The sequence below is a fragment of the Jiangella endophytica genome (genome assembly GCF_003427025.1).
Taxonomy (GTDB): Bacteria; Actinomycetota; Actinomycetes; order Jiangellales; family Jiangellaceae; genus Jiangella; species Jiangella endophytica.
Window position 1 is genome coordinate 185,864 of the sequence record NZ_QVAI01000007.1, and the last position, 18,485, is coordinate 204,348.

At 73.5% G+C, this 18,485-nt stretch carries 17 protein-coding genes and 1 pseudogene; 2 read left to right on the forward strand and 16 right to left on the reverse strand.

Annotated elements, in window-relative coordinates:
• Positions 1-51 precede the first annotated feature (51 nt).
• The 4 genes from DZA62_RS16580 to eno are packed head-to-tail and all read right to left on the reverse strand — an operon-like array spanning position 52 to position 3,394.
• Positions 52-978 carry a Ppx/GppA phosphatase family protein gene (locus tag DZA62_RS16580; RefSeq protein WP_116950134.1) on the reverse strand — a complete coding sequence of 309 codons (927 nt, stop codon included), beginning with the start codon at positions 976-978 and terminating at the stop codon, positions 52-54.
• The gene (locus tag DZA62_RS16585; protein ID WP_116950017.1) at positions 975-1,478 is read right to left on the reverse strand and encodes a DUF501 domain-containing protein; all 504 of its coding nucleotides are present in this window, start codon (positions 1,476-1,478) and stop codon (positions 975-977) included. The genes DZA62_RS16580 and DZA62_RS16585 overlap by 4 nt, the downstream gene beginning before the upstream one ends.
• On the reverse strand, positions 1,475-2,104 hold the full coding sequence (locus DZA62_RS16590; protein ID WP_116950018.1) for an FtsB family cell division protein: 630 nt from the start codon (positions 2,102-2,104) through the stop codon (positions 1,475-1,477). The genes DZA62_RS16585 and DZA62_RS16590 overlap by 4 nt, the downstream gene beginning before the upstream one ends.
• 9 nt (positions 2,105-2,113) lie before the next feature.
• A complete protein-coding gene (gene eno / locus DZA62_RS16595) occupies positions 2,114-3,394 on the reverse strand; it encodes a phosphopyruvate hydratase (RefSeq protein ID WP_116950019.1) in 1,281 nt (426 codons plus the stop codon).
• A gap of 259 nt (positions 3,395-3,653) precedes the next feature.
• On the opposite strand from eno, the gene DZA62_RS16600 reads away from it, so the two are divergent.
• Positions 3,654-4,010, forward strand: a complete 357-nt coding sequence (locus DZA62_RS16600) for a VOC family protein (protein WP_116950020.1) — start codon at positions 3,654-3,656, stop codon at positions 4,008-4,010.
• A gap of 125 nt (positions 4,011-4,135) precedes the next feature.
• On the opposite strand, the gene DZA62_RS16605 is transcribed toward DZA62_RS16600, so the two are convergent.
• The 5 genes from DZA62_RS16605 to DZA62_RS16625 all read right to left on the reverse strand — a co-directional run bounded on the left by DZA62_RS16605 (position 4,136) and on the right by DZA62_RS16625 (position 10,198).
• On the reverse strand, positions 4,136-5,986 hold the full coding sequence (locus DZA62_RS16605; protein ID WP_116950021.1) for a GH39 family glycosyl hydrolase: 1,851 nt from the start codon (positions 5,984-5,986) through the stop codon (positions 4,136-4,138).
• A gap of 21 nt (positions 5,987-6,007) precedes the next feature.
• The gene (locus DZA62_RS16610; protein WP_408618992.1) at positions 6,008-6,769 is read right to left on the reverse strand and encodes a carbohydrate ABC transporter permease; all 762 of its coding nucleotides are present in this window, start codon (positions 6,767-6,769) and stop codon (positions 6,008-6,010) included.
• A gap of 148 nt (positions 6,770-6,917) precedes the next feature.
• Complete coding sequence (locus tag DZA62_RS16615) at positions 6,918-7,868, reverse strand: carbohydrate ABC transporter permease (RefSeq protein ID WP_116950023.1); 951 nt, start codon at positions 7,866-7,868, stop codon at positions 6,918-6,920.
• Positions 7,869-7,871: 3 nt separating this feature from the next.
• Positions 7,872-9,152, reverse strand: coding sequence for a sugar ABC transporter substrate-binding protein (locus tag DZA62_RS16620; RefSeq protein WP_116950024.1), 1,281 nt, complete (start codon positions 9,150-9,152; stop codon positions 7,872-7,874).
• Positions 9,149-10,198, reverse strand: coding sequence for a LacI family DNA-binding transcriptional regulator (locus tag DZA62_RS16625; RefSeq protein WP_198663854.1), 1,050 nt, complete (start codon positions 10,196-10,198; stop codon positions 9,149-9,151). The genes DZA62_RS16620 and DZA62_RS16625 overlap by 4 nt, the downstream gene beginning before the upstream one ends.
• Positions 10,199-10,260: 62 nt before the next feature.
• On the opposite strand from DZA62_RS16625, the pseudogene DZA62_RS37600 reads away from it, so the two are divergent.
• Positions 10,261-10,827 (forward strand): annotated as a pseudogene (locus DZA62_RS37600) (glycoside hydrolase family 15 protein); the annotation flags it as partial.
• A 599-nt stretch (positions 10,828-11,426) separates the two neighbouring features.
• Here DZA62_RS37600 and DZA62_RS37605 read toward each other — a convergent pair.
• The 7 genes from DZA62_RS37605 to DZA62_RS16665 form a co-directional block, all read right to left on the reverse strand.
• A complete protein-coding gene (locus DZA62_RS37605) occupies positions 11,427-12,065 on the reverse strand; it encodes an AAA family ATPase (RefSeq protein ID WP_116950026.1) in 639 nt (212 codons plus the stop codon).
• A gap of 9 nt (positions 12,066-12,074) precedes the next feature.
• Positions 12,075-12,461: a TFIIB-type zinc ribbon-containing protein gene (locus DZA62_RS16640; protein ID WP_332871885.1), complete on the reverse strand. Its 387-nt coding sequence runs from the start codon at positions 12,459-12,461 to the stop codon at positions 12,075-12,077.
• Between the two features lie 116 nt (positions 12,462-12,577).
• The gene (locus tag DZA62_RS16645) at positions 12,578-14,431 is read right to left on the reverse strand and encodes an efflux RND transporter periplasmic adaptor subunit (protein ID WP_198663856.1); all 1,854 of its coding nucleotides are present in this window, start codon (positions 14,429-14,431) and stop codon (positions 12,578-12,580) included.
• Positions 14,424-15,287 carry a hypothetical protein gene (locus DZA62_RS16650; RefSeq protein WP_116950029.1) on the reverse strand — a complete coding sequence of 288 codons (864 nt, stop codon included), beginning with the start codon at positions 15,285-15,287 and terminating at the stop codon, positions 14,424-14,426. The genes DZA62_RS16645 and DZA62_RS16650 overlap by 8 nt, the downstream gene beginning before the upstream one ends.
• 25 nt (positions 15,288-15,312) lie before the next feature.
• Positions 15,313-16,539 (reverse strand): ABC transporter permease, encoded by a 1,227-nt coding sequence (locus DZA62_RS16655; RefSeq protein ID WP_116950030.1) that lies wholly within the window; start codon positions 16,537-16,539, stop codon positions 15,313-15,315.
• The gene (locus DZA62_RS16660) at positions 16,536-17,225 is read right to left on the reverse strand and encodes an ABC transporter ATP-binding protein (protein WP_116950031.1); all 690 of its coding nucleotides are present in this window, start codon (positions 17,223-17,225) and stop codon (positions 16,536-16,538) included. The genes DZA62_RS16655 and DZA62_RS16660 overlap by 4 nt, the downstream gene beginning before the upstream one ends.
• Complete coding sequence (locus DZA62_RS16665; protein ID WP_116950032.1) at positions 17,222-18,448, reverse strand: efflux RND transporter periplasmic adaptor subunit; 1,227 nt, start codon at positions 18,446-18,448, stop codon at positions 17,222-17,224. Before DZA62_RS16665 ends, DZA62_RS16660 begins: the two co-directional genes overlap by 4 nt.
• Between the last annotated feature and the right edge of the window lie 37 nt (positions 18,449-18,485).

The following is an 18,485-nucleotide window of genomic DNA, read 5'->3' on the forward strand; positions in this document are numbered from 1 at the left end:
ACGGCGGCGACGCGGGCCAACCGGTTTTCGCGGCGGCCGGCCGGGCTCGGCTCAGCCGGAGACGACGCTCCAGGCGATGCCGTCGAGGATGTCGTGCTCGCTGACCAGGACCTCGTCGACACCCGCACGGTCGACCACGCAACGCAGCACCAGCGCGCCGGCGCCGATGACGTCGGCCCGGCCGGGGTGCATCGGGCCGATGGCCAGCCGCTCGGCCTGGGTCAGCGTCAGCAGGTGGTCGCTGATCGCCCGGACCTGATCGGCCGGGATGCGGCTGTGGTGGATGGCAGCGGAGTCGTACTCGGCCAGTCCCAGGTGGATCGCGGCGACGGTGGTGACCGAACCGGCCAGCCCGATCAGGGTCCGCGCGTCGCCGATGGGCACGACGCCGGCCGCCTCGTCGAGCGCGGCCTCGATGTCGGCCCGGGCCGCGGCGACCTGATCGGGCGTGGGCGGGTCGGACGGGAACCGCCGCTCCGTCAACCTGACGCAGCCGACGTCGACGCTGCGGGCGGCGGTGACGCCGCCGGTGCCGAGCGCCAACTCCGTAGAGCCGCCACCGATGTCGACGACGAGGTACGGCGCGCCGCCGTCGGCGGGCAGCCCGCGCACGGCGCCGACGAACGAGAGCCCGGCCTCGGCCGCGCCGGACACGACCTCCGGCTCGACTCCGAGCACACTGACGACGCCGGCGACGAACTCGTCGCGGTTGGCGGCGTCGCGGGTGGCGCTGGTGGCGACCATGCGGACGTGGTCGGCGCCGAGCTCCTCGATGACGGCGGCGTACTCGCTCAGTGCCTCGAACGTGCGCGACAGCGCCTCGGTGGCGAGCACGCCGGTGCGGTCGACGTCCTTGCCGAGCCGGACGATGCGCAGCCGGCGGTCGAGGTCGTGCTGGGTGTCGCCCGCCGGGTCGAGGTCGGTGACGAGGAGCCGGATGGAGTTGGTGCCGCAGTCGATGGCGGCGACGCGGGTCATGCGGGGCTCCAGTCGCAGGTCGCCGGAGTCCACGTGTCCTTCATCGACTCCAGCGCGCGGTCGCCGAACGGGTTGACGCCCGGGCCGGCGGCGAGGCTGTGTGCGACGAGGACGTGCAGGCACTTGACGCGGTCGGGCATGCCGCCCGCCGTGACGCCGGCGATCTCGGCGACGTGGCCGATCCCCTCACGGCGAGCCAGGTACGACTCGTGCGCGGCGCGGTAGGCGGCGGTCAGCTCGGGGTCGCCGGCCAGCTCGTCGGTCCACTCGCGCATGAGGCCGACGGACTCCAGTGTCGACGTCGCGGCGACGGCTCGCGGGCAGGTCAGGTAGTAGAGCGTCGGGAACGGCGTGCCGTCGGGCAGCCGCGGCTCGGTCTCGACGACGGACGGGTGTCCGCCGGCGCACCGTGCGGCGACGGCCCGGACGCCGCGGACCGGGCGCCCCAGCTGCTGGGTGACGGTGTCGAGGTCGGTGGGGGCGGGCGGGGTGGCGGTCACTCGGCTGCGTCGTCCCCGTCGTCGGCCGGCTGCTCGGGCGGCGGGCTGTCGGCGAACGTCACCGACGCCCAGAGCCGTTCGTACCAGGCGCCCTGACCGGCCGGCGGCAGCCCGTCGGCCTGGGCGGCGGTGGTGTCGTCCTGCGCGCCGGGACCGGGCAGCACGATGTAGCTCTGCTCGCCGGGCAGCACGAACCCGAGCCGCTGGCGGGCCTGGGCGGCCACGTAGGCGGGGTCTTCCCACAGCCGCAGCTCCTGCTCCAGCTGCTCGACGGAGGCGCTGAGGTCGTCCTGCTCGCGCTGCAGCTCGACCCGTTCGCGGTGCTGGTCGAACCAGGCCCGCAGCGGGTAGGCGTACGACACCAGCAACACCGCCAGCACCAGCGCGAGCACGGCGGCCCGGCCGGTGACCGACGGACGGCCGCTGGGCTTGGCCTGCGGCCGGCGTGGTGGTGGCGAAGGCGGCGGACCGTCGCCGGCGTCGACCGCGGTGCGCGGCCGCGCCGCCGCGGTGCCGCCCTTGGGAGCGCGGGCCGACGGCCGGCCGGCCCGGCCCGCGCTGGGCCGTCGCGCCGTGCCAGCGCCCGCCGCGGGGCGGGCGCTGGGCGAACGGCGCGACGTGGGCACCTGCGGCTCCTACGCCTCGAACCGCGGGAAGGCCGACGCGCCGGCGTAGCGGGCGGCGTCGTCGAGCTCCTCCTCGATGCGCAGCAGCTGGTTGTACTTCGCGACCCGCTCGGACCGGGCCGGGGCGCCGGTCTTGATCTGGCCGGCGTTGGTGGCGACGGCGAGGTCGGCGATGGTGGTGTCCTCGGTCTCGCCGGACCGGTGGCTGATCATGCAGGTGAACCCGGACCGCTGGGCCAGCGAGACGGCGTCGAACGTCTCGGTCAGCGAGCCGATCTGGTTGACCTTGACCAGCAGTGAGTTGGCGGAGTGGTCCTTGATGCCGCGCTCGAGCCGCTCGGGGTTGGTGACGAACAGGTCGTCGCCGACGATCTGCAGCTTGCTGCCGAGCACGTCGGTGAGCGCCGCCCAGCCGGACCAGTCGTCCTCGGACAGCGGGTCCTCGATGGAGACCAGCGGGTACGCGGCGGCGAGCTCTTCGTAGTACTTCGTCAGCTCCGCGGCCGAGATGCTCTTGCCCTCGAAGGAGTACTTGCCGTCGTCGTAGAACTCCGTCGACGCGACATCGAGGGCCAGCGCCACCTGCGAGCCCGGCGTGAAGCCGGCCTTCTCGATGGCGGTGACGATGATGTCGAGCGCGTCGCGGTTGCTCGGCAGGTTCGGCGCGAAGCCGCCCTCGTCGCCCAGCCCCGTCGACAGGCCGCGCTCCTTCAGCACGCCCTTGAGCGTGTGGTAGACCTCGACGCCCCAGCGCAGGGCCTCGCGGTAGGTCTCGGCGCCGATCGGCGCGATCATGAACTCCTGGATGTCGACGTTGCTGTCGGCATGCGCGCCACCGTTGAGGATGTTCATCATCGGCACCGGCAGCAGGTGCGCGTTGGGCCCGCCCAGGTACTTGAACAATGGCAGCTCGGCGGACTCGGCGGCGGCCTTCGCGACCGCCAGCGACACCCCGAGGATGGCGTTGGCGCCGAGCTTGCCCTTGTTGGGGGTGCCGTCCAGGTCGATCAGCGCCTGGTCGATGAGTCGCTGGTCGCTGGCTTCGAAGCCGAGCAGTTCCGGTGCGATCTCGTCCATGATGGCCGTGACGGCCTTGTCGACGCCCTTGCCGAGGTAGCGGGCGGGGTCGCCGTCGCGCAGCTCGACCGCCTCGAACGCGCCGGTGGAGGCGCCGGACGGAACGGCGGCACGGGCGATGGTGCTGTCGTCGAGAGCCACCTCGACCTCGACCGTCGGGTTGCCCCGGGAGTCGAGGATCTCGCGTGCTCCGATTGCTTCGATCGTGGCCACGTATCGTCTCCTGCGGTGTGTCGCTGTCGTCTCGTACGTGGGCGCAGTGACGACGGCGGCGCTGCACGCTCGTACGACCGCAGCCTACCCGGACCAAGCACCCGAACCGGTCGCGACGGGCCGGACCAGCCTCCAGGAGCGCGGCGGGTGTCGCCGATGTCGTCCACCGTCTCTCAGCTCGGCTGTCGCGGCGCTCGGTTGTCGGAGCGCCGCGGAGTTCCGGACGTGGATCGTCCGGAACCGCTCCTACAGTGCCCCCATGGCTATCGCACGCTTCCCGAGTCTCGTGATCGACTGCCCCGACGCGGGCGCCCTCGCCACCTTCTACGGCACGCTGCTGGACTGGAAGGTCACCACGTCCCCCGACTGGGCCGAGATCCGCGCCGACTACGGCCAGTGCATCTGTTTCCAGCAGGTCGACGACTACACGCCGCCTCAGTGGCCGGGCCAGACCGTGCCTCAGCAGATGCACCTCGACGTGGTCGTCGACGACCTCGACGTCGCCGAGGCGGCGGTGCTCGAACTCGGCGCGACCAAGCACGAGCACCAGCCCGGCACGTCGTTCCGGGTGTTCCTCGACCCCGCGGGGCACCCGTTCTGCCTCTGCGTGGACTAGCGCCTCACCCGCCACGGATGCACCTCACCCGCCGGGGCGCCGGACCCGACGGCGATCCGGGGGCTTATCCGGCCCTGACGCGAGTGAGGTGCTCGCCGCGCGAGCGAAGAAGCACCCCGAGCCGGTCAGTGCTCGGACGGGACCAGCTCGACCAGCGACATCGCCGGGTTGGGGAGGTCGAACGCGACCTCCACCACTCCGCCCGTCGCGGTGACGGTGTGAGGCGGGTGGAGCTGGTCGAGCCGGTCCGCGGCACGCAGCTCGGCCCACTGCGCGTCGGTCGGCCAGGCCGCGCCGCCGCCGACGCGCCGCCACAGCGCGGGGACGCACGAGTGGTCGTCGTCGACGCGGTGGTGGCGCAGCTCGTAGTCGCCGTCGGGCAGGCCGGTGAACCGCAGCGCGACCCGGCGGCCCAGCTCGTCGGAGCCGGCCGCCTTGGACTGGTCCAGCGTCCCGTTCCACACCAGCGCGGCGGCCCGTCCGGTCGACGGGTCCGACGCGGCCAGCGACTCGACCAGCGAGTCGGCGCCGTCGCCCGACGCCGTCACCGCGAGCCGCCGCGATGGCAGCATGGACAGCAGCCGCAGCGCCCACCACCGTGGTTTGCGCAGCTCACCGACCGTGCGCAGCCCGAACCCGCCGTGGAGGAGCGCCGGCGGCCGGCCCAGCTCCTCGAAGTGGTCCGACACCACCCAGTACGCCAGCGCCTCCAGCCGGCCCATCGACGAGCGCATGCCGCGCAGCAGGAACACCGCCGCGAACACCGACTCGCTGACCTCGTTGAAGTGGGTCGGGGTGACACCCCACTCGGTCCACCAGATCGGCGTGCCGGCCCGGCCGTGCCGTGCCAGCACCGGCCGCAGGTCCAGCGGCGGCGAGCCGTAGGTGTGCGTCGAGACGAAGTCCAGCGGCTCCTTCGTGGCGGCGAGCAGCTGGTCGATCCAGCCGGCCGCCGCCGACGCGGGACCGCCGACGCGCAGGCCCTCGTCGACGTCCTTGACGGCGCGCGCGGCGACGTCGTGCAGCCGGAAGAACTCCTCGGGAGTGCCGGACCAGAACACCTCCAGGTTGGCCTCGTTCCACACCTCGAACGCCCACCGGTCCCGGACCTCCTCCAGCCCGTACCGGTCGACGAGGTGCGCGACGAACGCCCGGACCAGGTCGTACCAGCGGTCCCAGTCCTTCGGCGGCGAGATGATGGCCCCGTACTGGAACACGGTCGCCGACGGGTCGGAGGCGAGGTCGCGCGGCATGAACGAGATCTCGACGACCGGCCGCAGCCCCAGCTCGAGCACGAGGTCGTAGACGCGGTCGACGCCGGTGAAGTCGTACACCGGCACGCCGTCGACCTCGCGGTAGACGCCGAGGTCGTCGCAGAGGATGCCGTGCGCCCGCACGGTCTCGACGCCGAGTTCGTCGTGCGCCGCCTTCAACGCGGCCCGCAGCTCGGCGCCGATCTCGCGCCCGCCGGTGTGGTCGGTGGACAGCGCGTGCGACAGGTGCTCGCTGCCGATCATCGGCGTCCACGGCCGGTCCAGCTCGCCCGCGTCGGACGCGGCGTCGACGACGACGGCGACCGGCTCGCCGTCCGCCGTACCCGAGTCGCCGAGCGAGACCGCTGAGACCCGGGAGCTCAGCGGGCCGACGTGCTCGACGGACGCGACGGCGGCGACGGCGTACCAGCGCTCGACGCCCGGGGTGCCGGTGGTGTCGGCGTACGGGCCGTGCGGAACGGCGAGCACGTCGCGGCCCTGGTGGTCCAGCGGCTCGAAGGGACCGTCCGCCGACTCCGCCACGTGCACCAGGTACCCCGCCGCGCCGTCGACCGGCTCCCACGACAGCGTGACCTGCGCCCGCCCGGGTCTCGCCGTCAGGCCGCCGGGAGCCGGCAGCGACACACCGGCGCCGCCCGCCTCCCCGCTGGCCCGGCCGAGCCTGGTCTCGAAGTCGGTGCGGGCGTCGATCTCACTGCTCACGCGTCTTTCCTCCCACGTGGATCACTTGATACCGGTCATCGCGATGCCTTGGACGAAGTAGCGCTGGACCGCGAGGAACAACACGATCACCGGCACGACCACGACGACGGCGCCGGCCAGCAGCAGGCCGTACTGCGTGGCGTTCTGGCCGACGGAGTACAGCGCGAGCGCGACCGGCAGGGTGTACATGTCCTCCGTCTGGGCCACGACCAGCGGCCAGAGGAAGTTGTTCCACGAGCTGAGGAACGTCAGGATGCCCAGCGTCGCGAGCGCCGGCCCGGTCAGCGGCAGCATGACGCTCCAGAAGATGCGCAGCTCGCCGGCGCCGTCGACCCGCGCGGCCTGGATCAGCTCGTCCGGCAACCCGAGGAAGTACTGCCGCATGAGGAACACGCCCAGCGGGCCGACCAGGTACGGCAGGATCAGCCCGGGGAACGTGTTCGTCAGGCCCATGTTGCTGACCAGCACGAACAGCGGCACGAAGGTGACCATGCCGGGCACCATCAGCGTGCCGAGCACCAGTGCGAACACCACCCGCTTCCCGCGGAAGTCCAGCTTCGCCAGCGCGTAGCCGAGCATCGAGCCGAACACCAGGTTCCCGGCCGTCACCACGACCGCGACGATGGCGGAGTTGAGGAAGTAGGTCGGGAAGCGCAGCCGGTCGAACAGCTCGCGGTAGTTCTCCAGCGTGTACGTCTCCGGGAGCCAGGTCGGCGGGATCGACCGGACCTCGGCCTCCGGCTTCACCGACGACAGCACCATCCAGACGAACGGCAGCGCCATCGCCAGCAGGCCGACGCCCAGCACCACGTAGAGCCAGCGCGACGACGAGCGGCGCGTGCCGCCGTCCTGGCCCTGCTCCGTGGCGTCGGGCCGCACGTCGTCGTCGGCGGCGGCCGGCAGCGGGGTGTGCGTGGTCATCGTCGCCTCCTCACGCCTTCGGCCGCAGGACGCGGAACTGGATCGCCGTCAGCACCACGATGGCCAGGAACAGCACGTAACTGGCCGCCGCGGCGTACCCGTAGTTGCCGAAGCTGAACTGGTCGTAGATGTAGAACGACACCGACCGCGTCGCGTTGAGCGGGCCGCCGTTGGTCATCACGAACGGCTCCTCGAAGAACTGCAGGTAGCCGATGCCGGTGATGACGGCACCGAACAGCAGCGTCGGGCGCAGCAACGGCAGCGTCACGTGCCGGAACCGCTGCCAGCGGCCGGCGCCGTCGACCTCGGCCGCCTCCAGCAGCTCGCGCGGCACCGTCTGCAGCCCGGCCAGGAAGATCACCATCAGCGTGCCCAGGTTGCGCCACGCGGCCATCACGATGAGCGACGGCAGCGCCAGCGCCGGATCGCCCAGCCAGTCCGGCCCGCCGATGCCGACGGCGCCGAGCAGCTGGTTGACCGGCCCGGTGTCCGGCTGCAGCAGGAACCGCCACACGACGGACACGGCGACGATGCTGGTCACGACCGGCAGGTAGTAGCCGAGCCGGAAGAACGCCCGCAGCCGGGTGATGTTGTTCAGGCCGACCGCCGCCGCGAGCGCGAGCACCATCGTCAGCGGCACGCCGACCAGGACGAAGATCGCCGTGTTGACCGCGACCTTGCGGAACAGCGCGTCCTGGAACAGCGCCATGTAGTTGTCGAACGCGGCGAGGTCGACGGCGAACGGCGTGCGCACGTCGGTGCTGCGCATGTCGGTGAAGCTCATGAGCAGCGACGCGAACACCGGACCGGCGGTGAACGCCGCGAACAACAGCAGGAAGGGCAGCGCGAGCAGCCAGGCGGTGCGGGTCTGCCGCCGTTGCAGCAGGGTCCGGCGCCGGCCGCCCGGCGAGCCGCCCGCGGGGGTCGGTCGGCTCGCCGGAGCCGTGGTGGCGGTGGTCATGGGCTACTGCAGTCCGGTCCCGATGGACGAGGCCTGCGACTGCATGTCGGCGACGGCGTCGGCGGCGGGAATGGTGCCACGCACGGCCGCCTCGACGTTGCCGTCGATGACCGTGGCGACCTGCTCCCAGGTCGGGACCGCCGGCGGCGCCTCGGTCTGCTCGAGCTGCTCGCCGAAGACCGCGACCAGCGGGTCCTCCGTCAGCGGGCCGTCCTCCCAGGCGTCGGGGCGCGACGGCAGGCCGGTGGCGGTCTCGTACCAGCTCTGCTGCACCGCGGACTCGGTGAGGTACTCGATGAGCTTCCAGGCGCCGTCCTTGTTGTCGGAGTCGGTGAAGACGGCCAGGTTGCCGCCGCCGACGAACGACGTGCCGGGCGCCTCGTCCTTGCCGGGCAGCGGGACGACGTCGAAGGCGTCCGCCGCACCGGCGTCGCGGACCAGGCCGATGTGCCACGGCCCGGAGACGAACGCGCCGATACTGCCGTCGGCGAACAGCTGCTCCAGGGCGCCCGGCTGCAGGACGGTGTCCTGCGACAGGCCCTCGGAGAAGTAGGACATGTAGTACTCGAGCGCCTCGGTCATCTCCGGGCTGTCCAGCGTGTACGCGTCGCCGTCGGTGAGCGTGGCGCCGTTCTGCCAGGCGAACGGCATGAACGTCTGCCACGAGCCGCCCTGGCCGGGCTGCAGGTAGATGCCCTGCTGGGCGCCGGCCTGCTGCAGGCCCTGAGCGAACGCCTTGAGGTCGTCCCAGCTGGCCGGCGGCTCGAGGCCGGCCGCGTCGGCGAGGTCGGTGCGGTAGAACAGCGCCCGGGTCTCGACGTACCAGGGGACGCCGTAGGACGTGCCGTCGACGACGGTGGACGCCCACGGACCGGGGAAGAAGTCGTCCTCGGCGAACACGTCGGTCGGGGTCGCCTCGAGGCCGCCGGTGGCGGCGAACTCACCCATCCAGGTGGTGCCGATGAGGCTCACGTCGGGGGTCTCGCCGGCGGCGATGGCGGTGGCGATGCGGTCGTGCGCGCCCTCCCACGGCACCGGGGTCACCTCTACCGTCACGTCGGGGTTGGCGTCCTCGAAGTCGGCCAGGAAGTCACCGAGCAGCTCGCCCTCGGTGCCCATGGCCCAGACCTCGATGGTGCCGGTGGCCGGGCCGTCGGTGAGGTCGGCGGACGGCGCCGCGTTGCCGTCGCCGGACCCCGCGTCGTCGTCGCGGCCGCAGGCGCTGAGCGCCAGAGCGGTCGCCGCGGCCAGGGCGGTCGCGGTGATGATGGGTCGTCGACTCATCGATGAGCCTCCTTCGGGTGCGGCCCGCAACTGCGGCGGACCACGAGCTGGGTGGTCAGGACGTCGTGACGTGGTTCGGAACGGTCTCCGCTGATCCGGGCGTCCAGCAGCCGGGCCGCCCGGGCCCCCATCTCGCGCATCGGCTGACGGACCGTCGTCAGCCCGGCGTAGCGCGCCGCCATGACGTCGTCCCACCCTGTGACGGCGACATCCCCCGGTACCTGAATCCCCTGCTCGGCCAGCGCTACGGTGAGGCCGAGCGCCAGTTCGTCGTTGGCGCAGACGACCACGTCGGGCAGGCCGTCGGCGACGAGTCCGGCGGCGACGCGGGCGCCGTCGTCCTCCTTGAACCCGGCCCGGATGGTCCGCTCCGGGACCTCCGCGCCGGCCTGCGCAAGAGCGCCGCGGAACCCCGCCCAGCGCTCGGCGACGTCGGTGGAGTCGCTCGGATCGCCGAGGAAAGCCATGCGCCGGTGCCCGTGCGCGAGCAGGTGCTCGACCACGGACGTCGCGGCGTCGACGTTCTCGGTGCGGACGGAGTCGGCCCCCTGGATCTCGGTGCGCGCCATCAGCACCACCGGCACGCCGCGCTGGACGACCTCGGCGACGACGTCGTCGTGCACCGTCCGCCCGAACACCGCCAGCCCGTCGACCCGGCCGGCGAGGTCGAGCACCATCTCGTCGGCGGACTCGCGGTTCTGCGTACTGAGGATCAGCACCGAGCGGCCCAGCGTCGCGGCGACCTCCTCATAGCCCAGCACGACCTCGGCGTAGAACGGGCCGGAGAGGTCGGGGAAGACGATGCCGTTGGCGGCGTGGCGCCGTTCTGCCAGCGACCGGCCGAGCTGGCTGGGCGTGAACCGCAGTTCCTCGATGGCGGCGTCGACGCGCTCGCGGGTGGACGGGTGGACGAGGTCGCTGCCACGAAGCGCACGCGAGACCGTCGCCACGGACACGCCCGCGTGCCGCGCCACGTCGCGGATCGTCACGCTGGCGCGGCCGGACATGCGGCGTCGCTGAGGGCTCTTCGGCTCCGCGTCTTCCATCGTTCCGTCGCTCCTTTGGTACCGGTTACATAAACCGGTTACATCGGCTACATTCGGGCATCATGGCCGAGCCTGTCAACCCATTGTCTGTAGCCGACGACGCTGACCTGCGACGACTCGCTGAGGTCAGCGTCGCGCTGATCGCCACGGCCCAGGATCCGTCCGGCGCGTACCCGGCGGCGGTCGGCTTCGCGCCGTACGGCTTCTGCTGGTTCCGCGACGGAGCGTTCGTCGCGGAGGGGATGAGCCGGGCGGGGGTGGCCGAGCCGCGCGCCGTCGAGTCGGCGACCGCCTTCCACGAGTGGTGCGCGCGGGTACTGACGCGCGAGGCGCCGGCGGTGGCGTCCCTGGTGGCGCGGGTCGAGGCGGGCTCGCAACCGGCGGACTCCGAGCTGCTGCCGGCCCGGTACACGCTGGCCGGCGAACGGCACGACGACGACTGGTGGAACTACCAGGTCGACGGCTACGGGACGTGGCTGTGGGCGCTGCGGTCGCATCTGTCTCGCTGGGACCTGCCGCTCGCGCCGTACGCCGAGGCCGCCGAGACCGCGGCGCGCTACCTGGTCGCCGTCGGGGCACGGACCTGCCGTGACTGGTGGGAGGAGCACCGCGACCGGACGCACGGCTCGACGCTGGCATCGGTGTACGGCGGGCTGCGGGCGGCCGCCGCGCTCGGCGTGCTGCCGGAGCAGGCGTCGGCGGCGGCGGACGAGATCGCGACGCTGGTCGCACGGGAGGGCGTGCACGACGGCGCGCTGCGCAAGTGGCTCGGGTCGACGGCGGTCGACGCGAGCCTGGTGGTGGCCGGGGTGCCGTTCGGGCTGGTCGCGCCGGGCGGTCCGGTGGGCCGGGCGACCGTGGCGCGCGTGACGTCGGAGCTGTCGACGCCGGGCGGCGGCGTGCACCGCTACGTCGGCGACACCTTCTACGGCGGCGGGCAGTGGCCGATCCTGGCCGCGTTCCTCGGCTGGCACCACGCCGTCGCCGGGTCGAGGGAGCGGGCGGAGGAGCTGCTGCGCTGGATCGCCTCGACCGCCGACGACTCCGGGCGACTCCCGGAGCAGGTGCCGCCGCTCCTGGCGCCGGACCGGCTGGCCGAGTGGACCGGCCGGTGGGGGGCCCAGCGCCCGGCCGCTGCTGTGGTCGCACGGCATGTACCTGGTGCTGGCGTCGGAGCTGGGCCTCGTCGCCGCCCAGGCCTGACGTGCGCCCGCCACCGGTCACATGATCATGAAACCGGGAGGCCGGCGCTCCGTTCGTCCAGCCAGGCGCGGACGCCGCGCGCCGTCTCGTCGACCGGCACACCCGTGGTGTCGAGCAGCGTCATCGGCGGGTCCATGGTGGCCGCGTTGGCGTCGATCCAGGCGCCGAACTCGAGCGTCTCGGCGATGCGCGGCTCGTCCCACCCCCGCCACGTGGGCCGCTTGCGCAGCCGCGCCGCGAGCACATCGGCGTCGCAGGTGAGGCACAGGTAGTCGATGCGCTCGAACAGCGCCCGTTCGGGCAGCGACTCGAACTCCGGCGGCACCACCGTCCCGCACAGCACCACCGGCCGGCGGCTCTGGTGGATCATCGCCGCCATCCGCAGCCACGTCGACCGGAACGGCCGGTGCTCCGCGGCGTCGTCACGCAGCCCGGCGACCCACAGCACGTCCTGCTCGAGCACGACGAACCGGTCGGCCAGCTCGGTCGCGAGGAGGCGCTGGATCGTCGACTTGCCGGTGCCGCTGGGGCCCGTGACACAGAGCAGCGGGAGGCGGAGGAACGGCCACCGGTGGCCGCAGTGGGCGCACCGGATGACCGCCTCCGGCTCGACCTGCGGGCGGTCGGCGCGTTCGCCGCAGCGCTCGCAGATCAGCAGGTTCACGCGTGCGGGTCAGTCGAAGAGCTGGTCGAAGATGCTCCGCTTGCGCTTCTTGCCGTAGCCGTACGGGCCGGGCGAGTCGTCGTAGCCACGGCCGCGGCCGTACGGGGCCGGGCTGTCGCGGTACGGCTGCTGACGGGGCTGCTGGTACGGCTGCTGCTGCGGCGGCGGGGCCTGCCGGCCGCCGTAGTCCAGCGGTGGCGGCGGCGCGTTGAACTGCTCCTCGGCAGAGACGATCTGTTCCAGCTCGCCCTTGTCGAGGAAGATGCCCTTGCAGTTGTCGCACTGCTCGACGTGCACGCCCAAACGGTCATACGTCTTCATCTGACCGCTGCACTTCGGACAGGTCACGGGAGGTTCCCTTCGTCGTTGTCTGGTGACAACGCTACCGGTGGTCACCCGGGTTCCGGGCCGTCCGGCTGCATTGCGGCCAGGCAGCGGTTGCGTGCCCCGGGTGACGCAGCCCCCGGCGCCGCCGCCCGCCCGGGGTGCCGACCGTTCCGCCGTCGAAGCCCTCAGCCACCACCGGGACGCGTCCCTGCGCGAACACCTCGCCGAGGTGCGGCAGCCGTACGTGGCGGAGATCCACGCGCTGCTCGGTCTGCTGGCACCCCGCGGAAGGAGGGCGGACGAACGCCGCCGAAGCCGCCCCCACCGAAGCCGCCGCCGTCGAGGAAGGCGCCACCCCCACCGCCGAAGGGGGCGGAGTCCGAGCTGGGCAGATCCGCGCCGAGGTCGGCGAGGACGACCTGGTCGCCGGCGGTCAGGCCGTCGACGATCTCGGTCCGCTCGGAGCCGACGACGCCGATGGTGACGGGGGTGACCTCGACCTCGCCACCGGCCAGGACCCGGACCGTGCCGCCGTCGGCGGTCAGGGTGATCGCCGAGTTCGGCACGGTCAGCACCTCGGCCGCCTCGCCGAGCAGGAAGGAGACCTCGGCGGCGGAGCCCGTCGCCGCGGTGGCCGGTGGTTCCGCGACGCCGACGACGACGGGGTAGCGGGGGCTGCCCGACGAGCTGTCGGGGATCAGGCCGATCGACACCACCTCGCCGTCCACGGTCTCGGCGGCGCCGGCCGGGCGGACCTCGGCCGCGGTCCCGACCTGCAGTCGGCGCACGTCGGTCTCCGAGACGCCGGCCGTGACGGTGATCGCGCCGGGCGCGACCACGGTGATCGTGCCGGCGTCGGCCGTGGCCCCGGGGGTGAGGCCGACGGCCGCGACGGTGCCGGCGATCGGCGCGACGATCGTGGCGGCGGCCAGCGCCTGCTCGGCCTGCAGCACGCGCAGTTCGGCCTCCGTCACGGCCGCCTGATCGCCGGCCAGCTGGGCGGCATCGGACAGCTCGGTGCCGCCCGGCCCCTGCTGCTCGTCCGACGGCGACGGCGCCTGCTGCTCCCCTTCCGCCGGGGACGATGGCGGGGACGACGGCGTGCTCGGCTCCTCCGGTTCGGACGGCACGCCGGCGGTCGCGAGTAGGTCGGCCAACGCGGCGATCGCCTGCTGCAACGACTGCTGGTCCGCCGCGGCCCGCTGTTGCGCCTGCTGTGCGGCCTGCAGCGCCGCCAGGCAGGGCGCGAGATCGGGCGTCGGCGACGGCGTCTCCGTCGGCGACTCGGACGGCGACGGCGTCTCCGTCGGCGCGTCCGTCGGTGTCACCGAGGGCGGCGGGGTCTCCGACGGCGACGGGGTCGCGGTGAACGAGGCCGGCGCGGCCGGCGACATCGCCGTCGCGCAGGCCTGTTGCTGTGCCTCGAGCGCCGCGGCGGCCTGGGCGAGGCTCTGGCCGGCGGCCTGCTGCGCCGCCAGCACCGCCTGCTGTAATTCGGGCAACTGCTCGGCGGCTCCGCCAGAGCCGCCGGAGCCGGCCCCGGGCCCGTCCCCGGCCGGCCGCACGTACGCCGCCGCAACGGCGGTCGCCGCCGAAGACGACGGGGACGACGACGAAGACGCCGACACCGACTCGGCCTGCCCGTCGATCGTCGCTTCGAGGGCGGCCTCGGCCTGGGCCAGCTCGGCCTCGGCGTCGGCGAGGTCGGCGGCGAGGTCCGTGGTGTCGAGCGCGGCCAGCTGCTGTCCAACCGTCACCGGATCACCGGCGGCGACATCGACGGACGCGACGGTGCCCGACGCGCCGAAGCCGGCCGCGGCCGACGACGCCGCGGCGACCGTGCCGGTGCCGTCGAGCGTCTCGGCGACCGACGCGAGCCCGGCCGCCACGGTCCGGTAGGACGGCTCCTCACCGGCGACCGTCACCGCCCATACCCCGGCCGCCCCGCCCGCGACCAGCACCGTCAGCCCGGCCGCGACCAGCAGCCGCAGCTTCCGGCGTCGCCGCGGCCGCCGGCGCACCGCGAACGTCTCAGGCACCGGGGACACCGCCCGGCCCCTGGCAGGCGCCGTCGACCGCGGGCGAGACCGCGATCGACGCCGCGGTGACGGCTCCGGTCGTGTCGGCCTCGCCGGACGCGAACACGCAGCTGCCCTCGACCAGCGCCTCCGGCCCCGCGACCGCCTCGGTGGTCCACGTGGTGGCGGCCGATGTGGTCACGGTGACGAGGCCGGGCGACGGCTCGGCGGTCTCCGTGCCCCGCCCGGGTATCGTCACCTCCACCGTGAACATGTCGCCGGAGACCTCGGTGACCACGCCGGAGGTGCGCCCGCCGAACGCGAGGTCACCCTCACCACCGGGCGCGCGGGACGGACGGTCCGTGGGTGCGCCGTCCGGCGGCGCCGTCGGACGGCCGCCACCACCGCCCGGGAACCCGCCGCCGAACCCGCCGCCGAACGCGTCGCACGAGCCGTCCTCGGCCGGCTGGGTGACGGCGACGCTGGTCGCGGTCACCTCCGCGATCTCCGGGGCACCGCCCTCGGACTGCACGAGCACGCAGGCCCCGGCCACGAGGTCCGCCACCGACCCGGCCACCGTCGACGTGATCGCCGTCGCGTCGGTCCACGTCACGGCCACCTGGCCGGAAGTGCCCTGGACCTGCAGCGTCGTCCCGTCGTTGGCGGCCACGACGCCGAACGCGCCGGGAAGAGCGCCATCGGGCCCGCCCCGCTCGGGACCGCCGCCGAACTCGGCCGCCGACTCCTCGGACGTGGCCGCCGGTTCCTCGGACGTGGTCGCCGGGTCCTCGGCAGCTGAGCCGCACCCACCGGTCAGCACGGCGACGGCGGCGAGGGACAGCAGCGCCCAGCGGGGGCGCCGAACGGTCGTGGTCATGGTGTGGTCACTCCTGGGTCGGGGTTCATTCGCTGCGTAGCGCGTCGATGGGGGCGAGCCGGGCGGCCCGGCCGGCGGGATAGACGCCGAACCCGACGCCGACCGCCAGGGCCATCGCGACCGCGCCGGCAGTCGCGGGGATCGAGATCTCGACCGGCTGGTCGATGAATCGCGGCAGCAGCTCGGCGCCGAGCACGCCGAGGCCGGCGCCGAGCAGCCCGCCGGCCAGCCCAAGGACGGACGCCTCCAGCAGGAACTGCCGCCGGATCACGGTGGGGGTGGCGCCGAGCGCCTTGCGCAGGCCGATCTCGCGGATCCGCTCGGTGACGGAGACCAGCATGATGTTCATGACGCCGATGCCGCCCACGACCAGCGAGATCCCGGCGATGCCCGCCAGCAGGACGGTGAGCGTCCGATCGGTCTCGGTCGCGGTCTCCAGCAGTGACTCCTGCGTGGAGATGGTGTAGTCGGGCTCGTCGCCGGCGGTGAGTCCGTGCGCGGTGGCCAGCGCCGCGTCGACCTCCTGGTACGCCGCCGACAGCCGGTCGGACGACGACGCCTCCACGTAGATCGTCGAGACCGACGCGGACCCGCCGGACAGCCGCGACGACGCCGTCGACGCCGGCACGAGTGCCAGGTCGTCCTCGTCGGCCGATGAGGAGGAGCCGACGGAGTCCAGCACCCCCACCACCGTGAACGCAGCGCCGCCGGCCATGACGGTCTGCCCGACGGCGTCCAGCGGGCCGAACAGCTCGCTCGCGGTGTCCGGCCCGAGCACCATGACCGCGGCCTCGTTCTCCAGGTCCTGGTGGGTGAGGAACCGGCCCGAGCTCAGGCTCCGGTTCCGCACGTCCAGCCAGGACGGCGTGGTGCCGTTGACGGTGGCGGTCCAGTTGGTGCCGCCGGACGTCAGCGACTGCGGGCCGCCGCTCACCGGGGCGACGGCGGCGACGTCCGGCGCGACCACCTCCGACGCCAGCACCTCGGCGTCGTCCATGGTGAGAGTGGTGGCCGAGCCGCTGCCGCCGCGCAGACCGGACGCGTCGGTGGTGCTGCCCGGCGTGACGATGAGCAGGTTGCTGCCGAGCGCACTGATCTGCGCCCGGACCTCGGCCTGGGCGCCCTGCCCGAAGCCGATGGTGAGGATCACCGAGGCGATGCCGATGAGGATGCCGACGACGGTGAGCAGCGAGCGCAGCCGATGCGTGCGGACCGCCTCCCAGCCGGTGCGCAGCGTGTCGGTCCAGTTCATCGGCTCACCGCCGGCGTCCGCAGCTCGCCGTCGTGGATGCGCAGCACCCGCTGCGCCTCGGCGGCGACCTCCTCCTCGTGCGTGATCAGCACGATCGTGCGGCCCTGGTCGTGCAGCTCGTCGAAGAGCGCGAGCACGTCGCGGGTCGAGCGCGAGTCCAGGTTGCCGGTCGGCTCGTCGGCCAGGATCAGCGCGGGATCGGTGACCAGCGCGCGGGCGATCGCGACCCGCTGCTGCTGCCCGCCGGACAGCTCGCGCGGCCGGTGGTCCACCCGGTCGGCCAGGCCGACGCGGTCCAGCGCGGCCAGCGCCCGGCGTCGCCGTTGCTCACCCGGCACACCGGCGTAAGCGAGCGGCAGCTCGACGTTGCGCAGCGCGGTCAGGTGCGCCAGCAGGTTGAACTGCTGGAACACGAACCCGATGAGCCGGTTGCGAACCTGCGCGAGCTCGTCCTCGCTCAGCTCGCCGACGTCCACGCCGACCAGCCGGTAGCTGCCCGACGTCGGGGTGTCGAGGCAGCCGAGGATGTGCATCAGCGTCGACTTGCCGGAGCCGGACGGTCCCATGATCGCGACGTACTCACCCTCGTCGATGGCCAGGTCGATGCCGCGCAGTGCGTCGACGTGCAGCGTCCCGGTCTGGTAGGACTTGCCGACCTCGTCGAGCCGCAGGACCGCGCCCGTCACCCCTGTTCTCCACCCTGGAGGCCGCCACCGGGGAAGCCACCGCCGCCGGGGAAGCCACCACCGGGGAGCTCACCGCCCGGGAAGCGGCCGCCCGGCGGCTGCTCGCCGCCGTCACCGCCGCCGCCGTCGCCGCGGCCGGTCGCGAGCGGGACGACGACCTCGTCGCCGGCCTCGATGCCGCTGACGATCTCGGTCTGCATGCCGAAGCTGCTGCCGATCTCGACCGGCGTCTCGACGTGCGAGCCGTCGTCGGCCACGATGGTGACGGTGGTCGCGCCGTCGGCGGTGGTGACCGCGGCGCTCGGCACGGTGAGCACGTCGGCGCGCTGCTCCACGATGATCGACACGTCGGCGCTGCCACCGGCGTAGACCCCCTCGACCGGACCGGTCACCGCGATCTCCACCGGGAACGTCGCGGTGCCGGAGCCCGAGTCGGAGGCCACCAGCCCGATCGAGCCGACCGTGCCGTAGACGACCTCGCCGCCGTCGGACGGCGTCAGCTCAGCCTGCAGGCCCTGCTGCAGGCGGGCCAGATCGGCGCTGCCCACGCTGGTCTCGACGACGAACGCGTCGGTCGTGATCACGGTGATCTGCGCGCCCGTGCCGGCCGACGCCGACGCCGACGGGTCGGTGCCTCCGGTCATGCCGGCGTCGGCGGACGACCCCGACGACCCGCCACCGACCTCGTCGCCCACGACGAGCTCCACCGCTGCCACGGTGCCGGCGATCGTCGACCGCAGCGTCGCGTTGTCCAGCGCCTCCTCGGCCTGCGCCACCCGCGACTCCGCGGCCGCGACCGACGCCTCGTCGGCGGCCAGCTGGGTGTCCGTCGCGCCGGCGTCGGTGTCGGAGTCCAGCCGTTCCCGCGCCGCGTCCAGCGTCGCCTCGGCCGCCGCCAGCTCGGCCTCCAGGGTGGCGGTGCCGACGGTGGCCAGTGCCTGGCCGGCCGTGACGACGTCGCCCTCGGCCACGTCGACGGAGAGCACCTCGCCGCTCACGGCGAACGACAGTTCCGCGGTCTGGGCCGGCTGGAAGGTGCCGGTGCTGGTCACGGTCTCCTGGTAGGTGCCGACGGCCGCCTCCGCGGTGGTCGACGACGGCGTCGTGGCCGGATCGTCCTGTGTCACCGCCCAGGCCGCGCCGGCGACGGCGACCGCGGCCGCCGTCGTGCCCAGCAGAACGATCGCCCGTCGTGCTCGACGGGACTTCGGTAGCAGCCGCACCTGTCCGGCTTCCCCTCACGTGTCGGAGCGGCTCGCT

What these genes read in the sequence shown, in the direction of transcription:
- DZA62_RS16580 (WP_116950134.1), bottom strand. Translation starts at nt 978, where the DNA reads ATGACCCGCGTCGCCGCCATCGACTGCGGCACCAACTCCATCCGGCTC.
- DZA62_RS16600 (WP_116950020.1), top strand. Translation starts at nt 3,654, where the DNA reads ATGGCTATCGCACGCTTCCCGAGTCTCGTGATCGACTGCCCCGACGCG.
- DZA62_RS16610 (WP_408618992.1), bottom strand. Translation starts at nt 6,769, where the DNA reads ATGGCGCTGCCGTTCGTCTGGATGGTGCTGTCGTCGGTGAAGCCGGAG.
- DZA62_RS16615 (WP_116950023.1), bottom strand. Translation starts at nt 7,868, where the DNA reads ATGACCACCGCCACCACGGCTCCGGCGAGCCGACCGACCCCCGCGGGC.
- DZA62_RS16620 (WP_116950024.1), bottom strand. Translation starts at nt 9,152, where the DNA reads ATGAGTCGACGACCCATCATCACCGCGACCGCCCTGGCCGCGGCGACC.
- DZA62_RS16625 (WP_198663854.1), bottom strand. Translation starts at nt 10,198, where the DNA reads ATGGAAGACGCGGAGCCGAAGAGCCCTCAGCGACGCCGCATGTCCGGC.
- DZA62_RS16650 (WP_116950029.1), bottom strand. Translation starts at nt 15,287, where the DNA reads ATGACCACGACCGTTCGGCGCCCCCGCTGGGCGCTGCTGTCCCTCGCC.
- DZA62_RS16655 (WP_116950030.1), bottom strand. Translation starts at nt 16,539, where the DNA reads ATGAACTGGACCGACACGCTGCGCACCGGCTGGGAGGCGGTCCGCACG.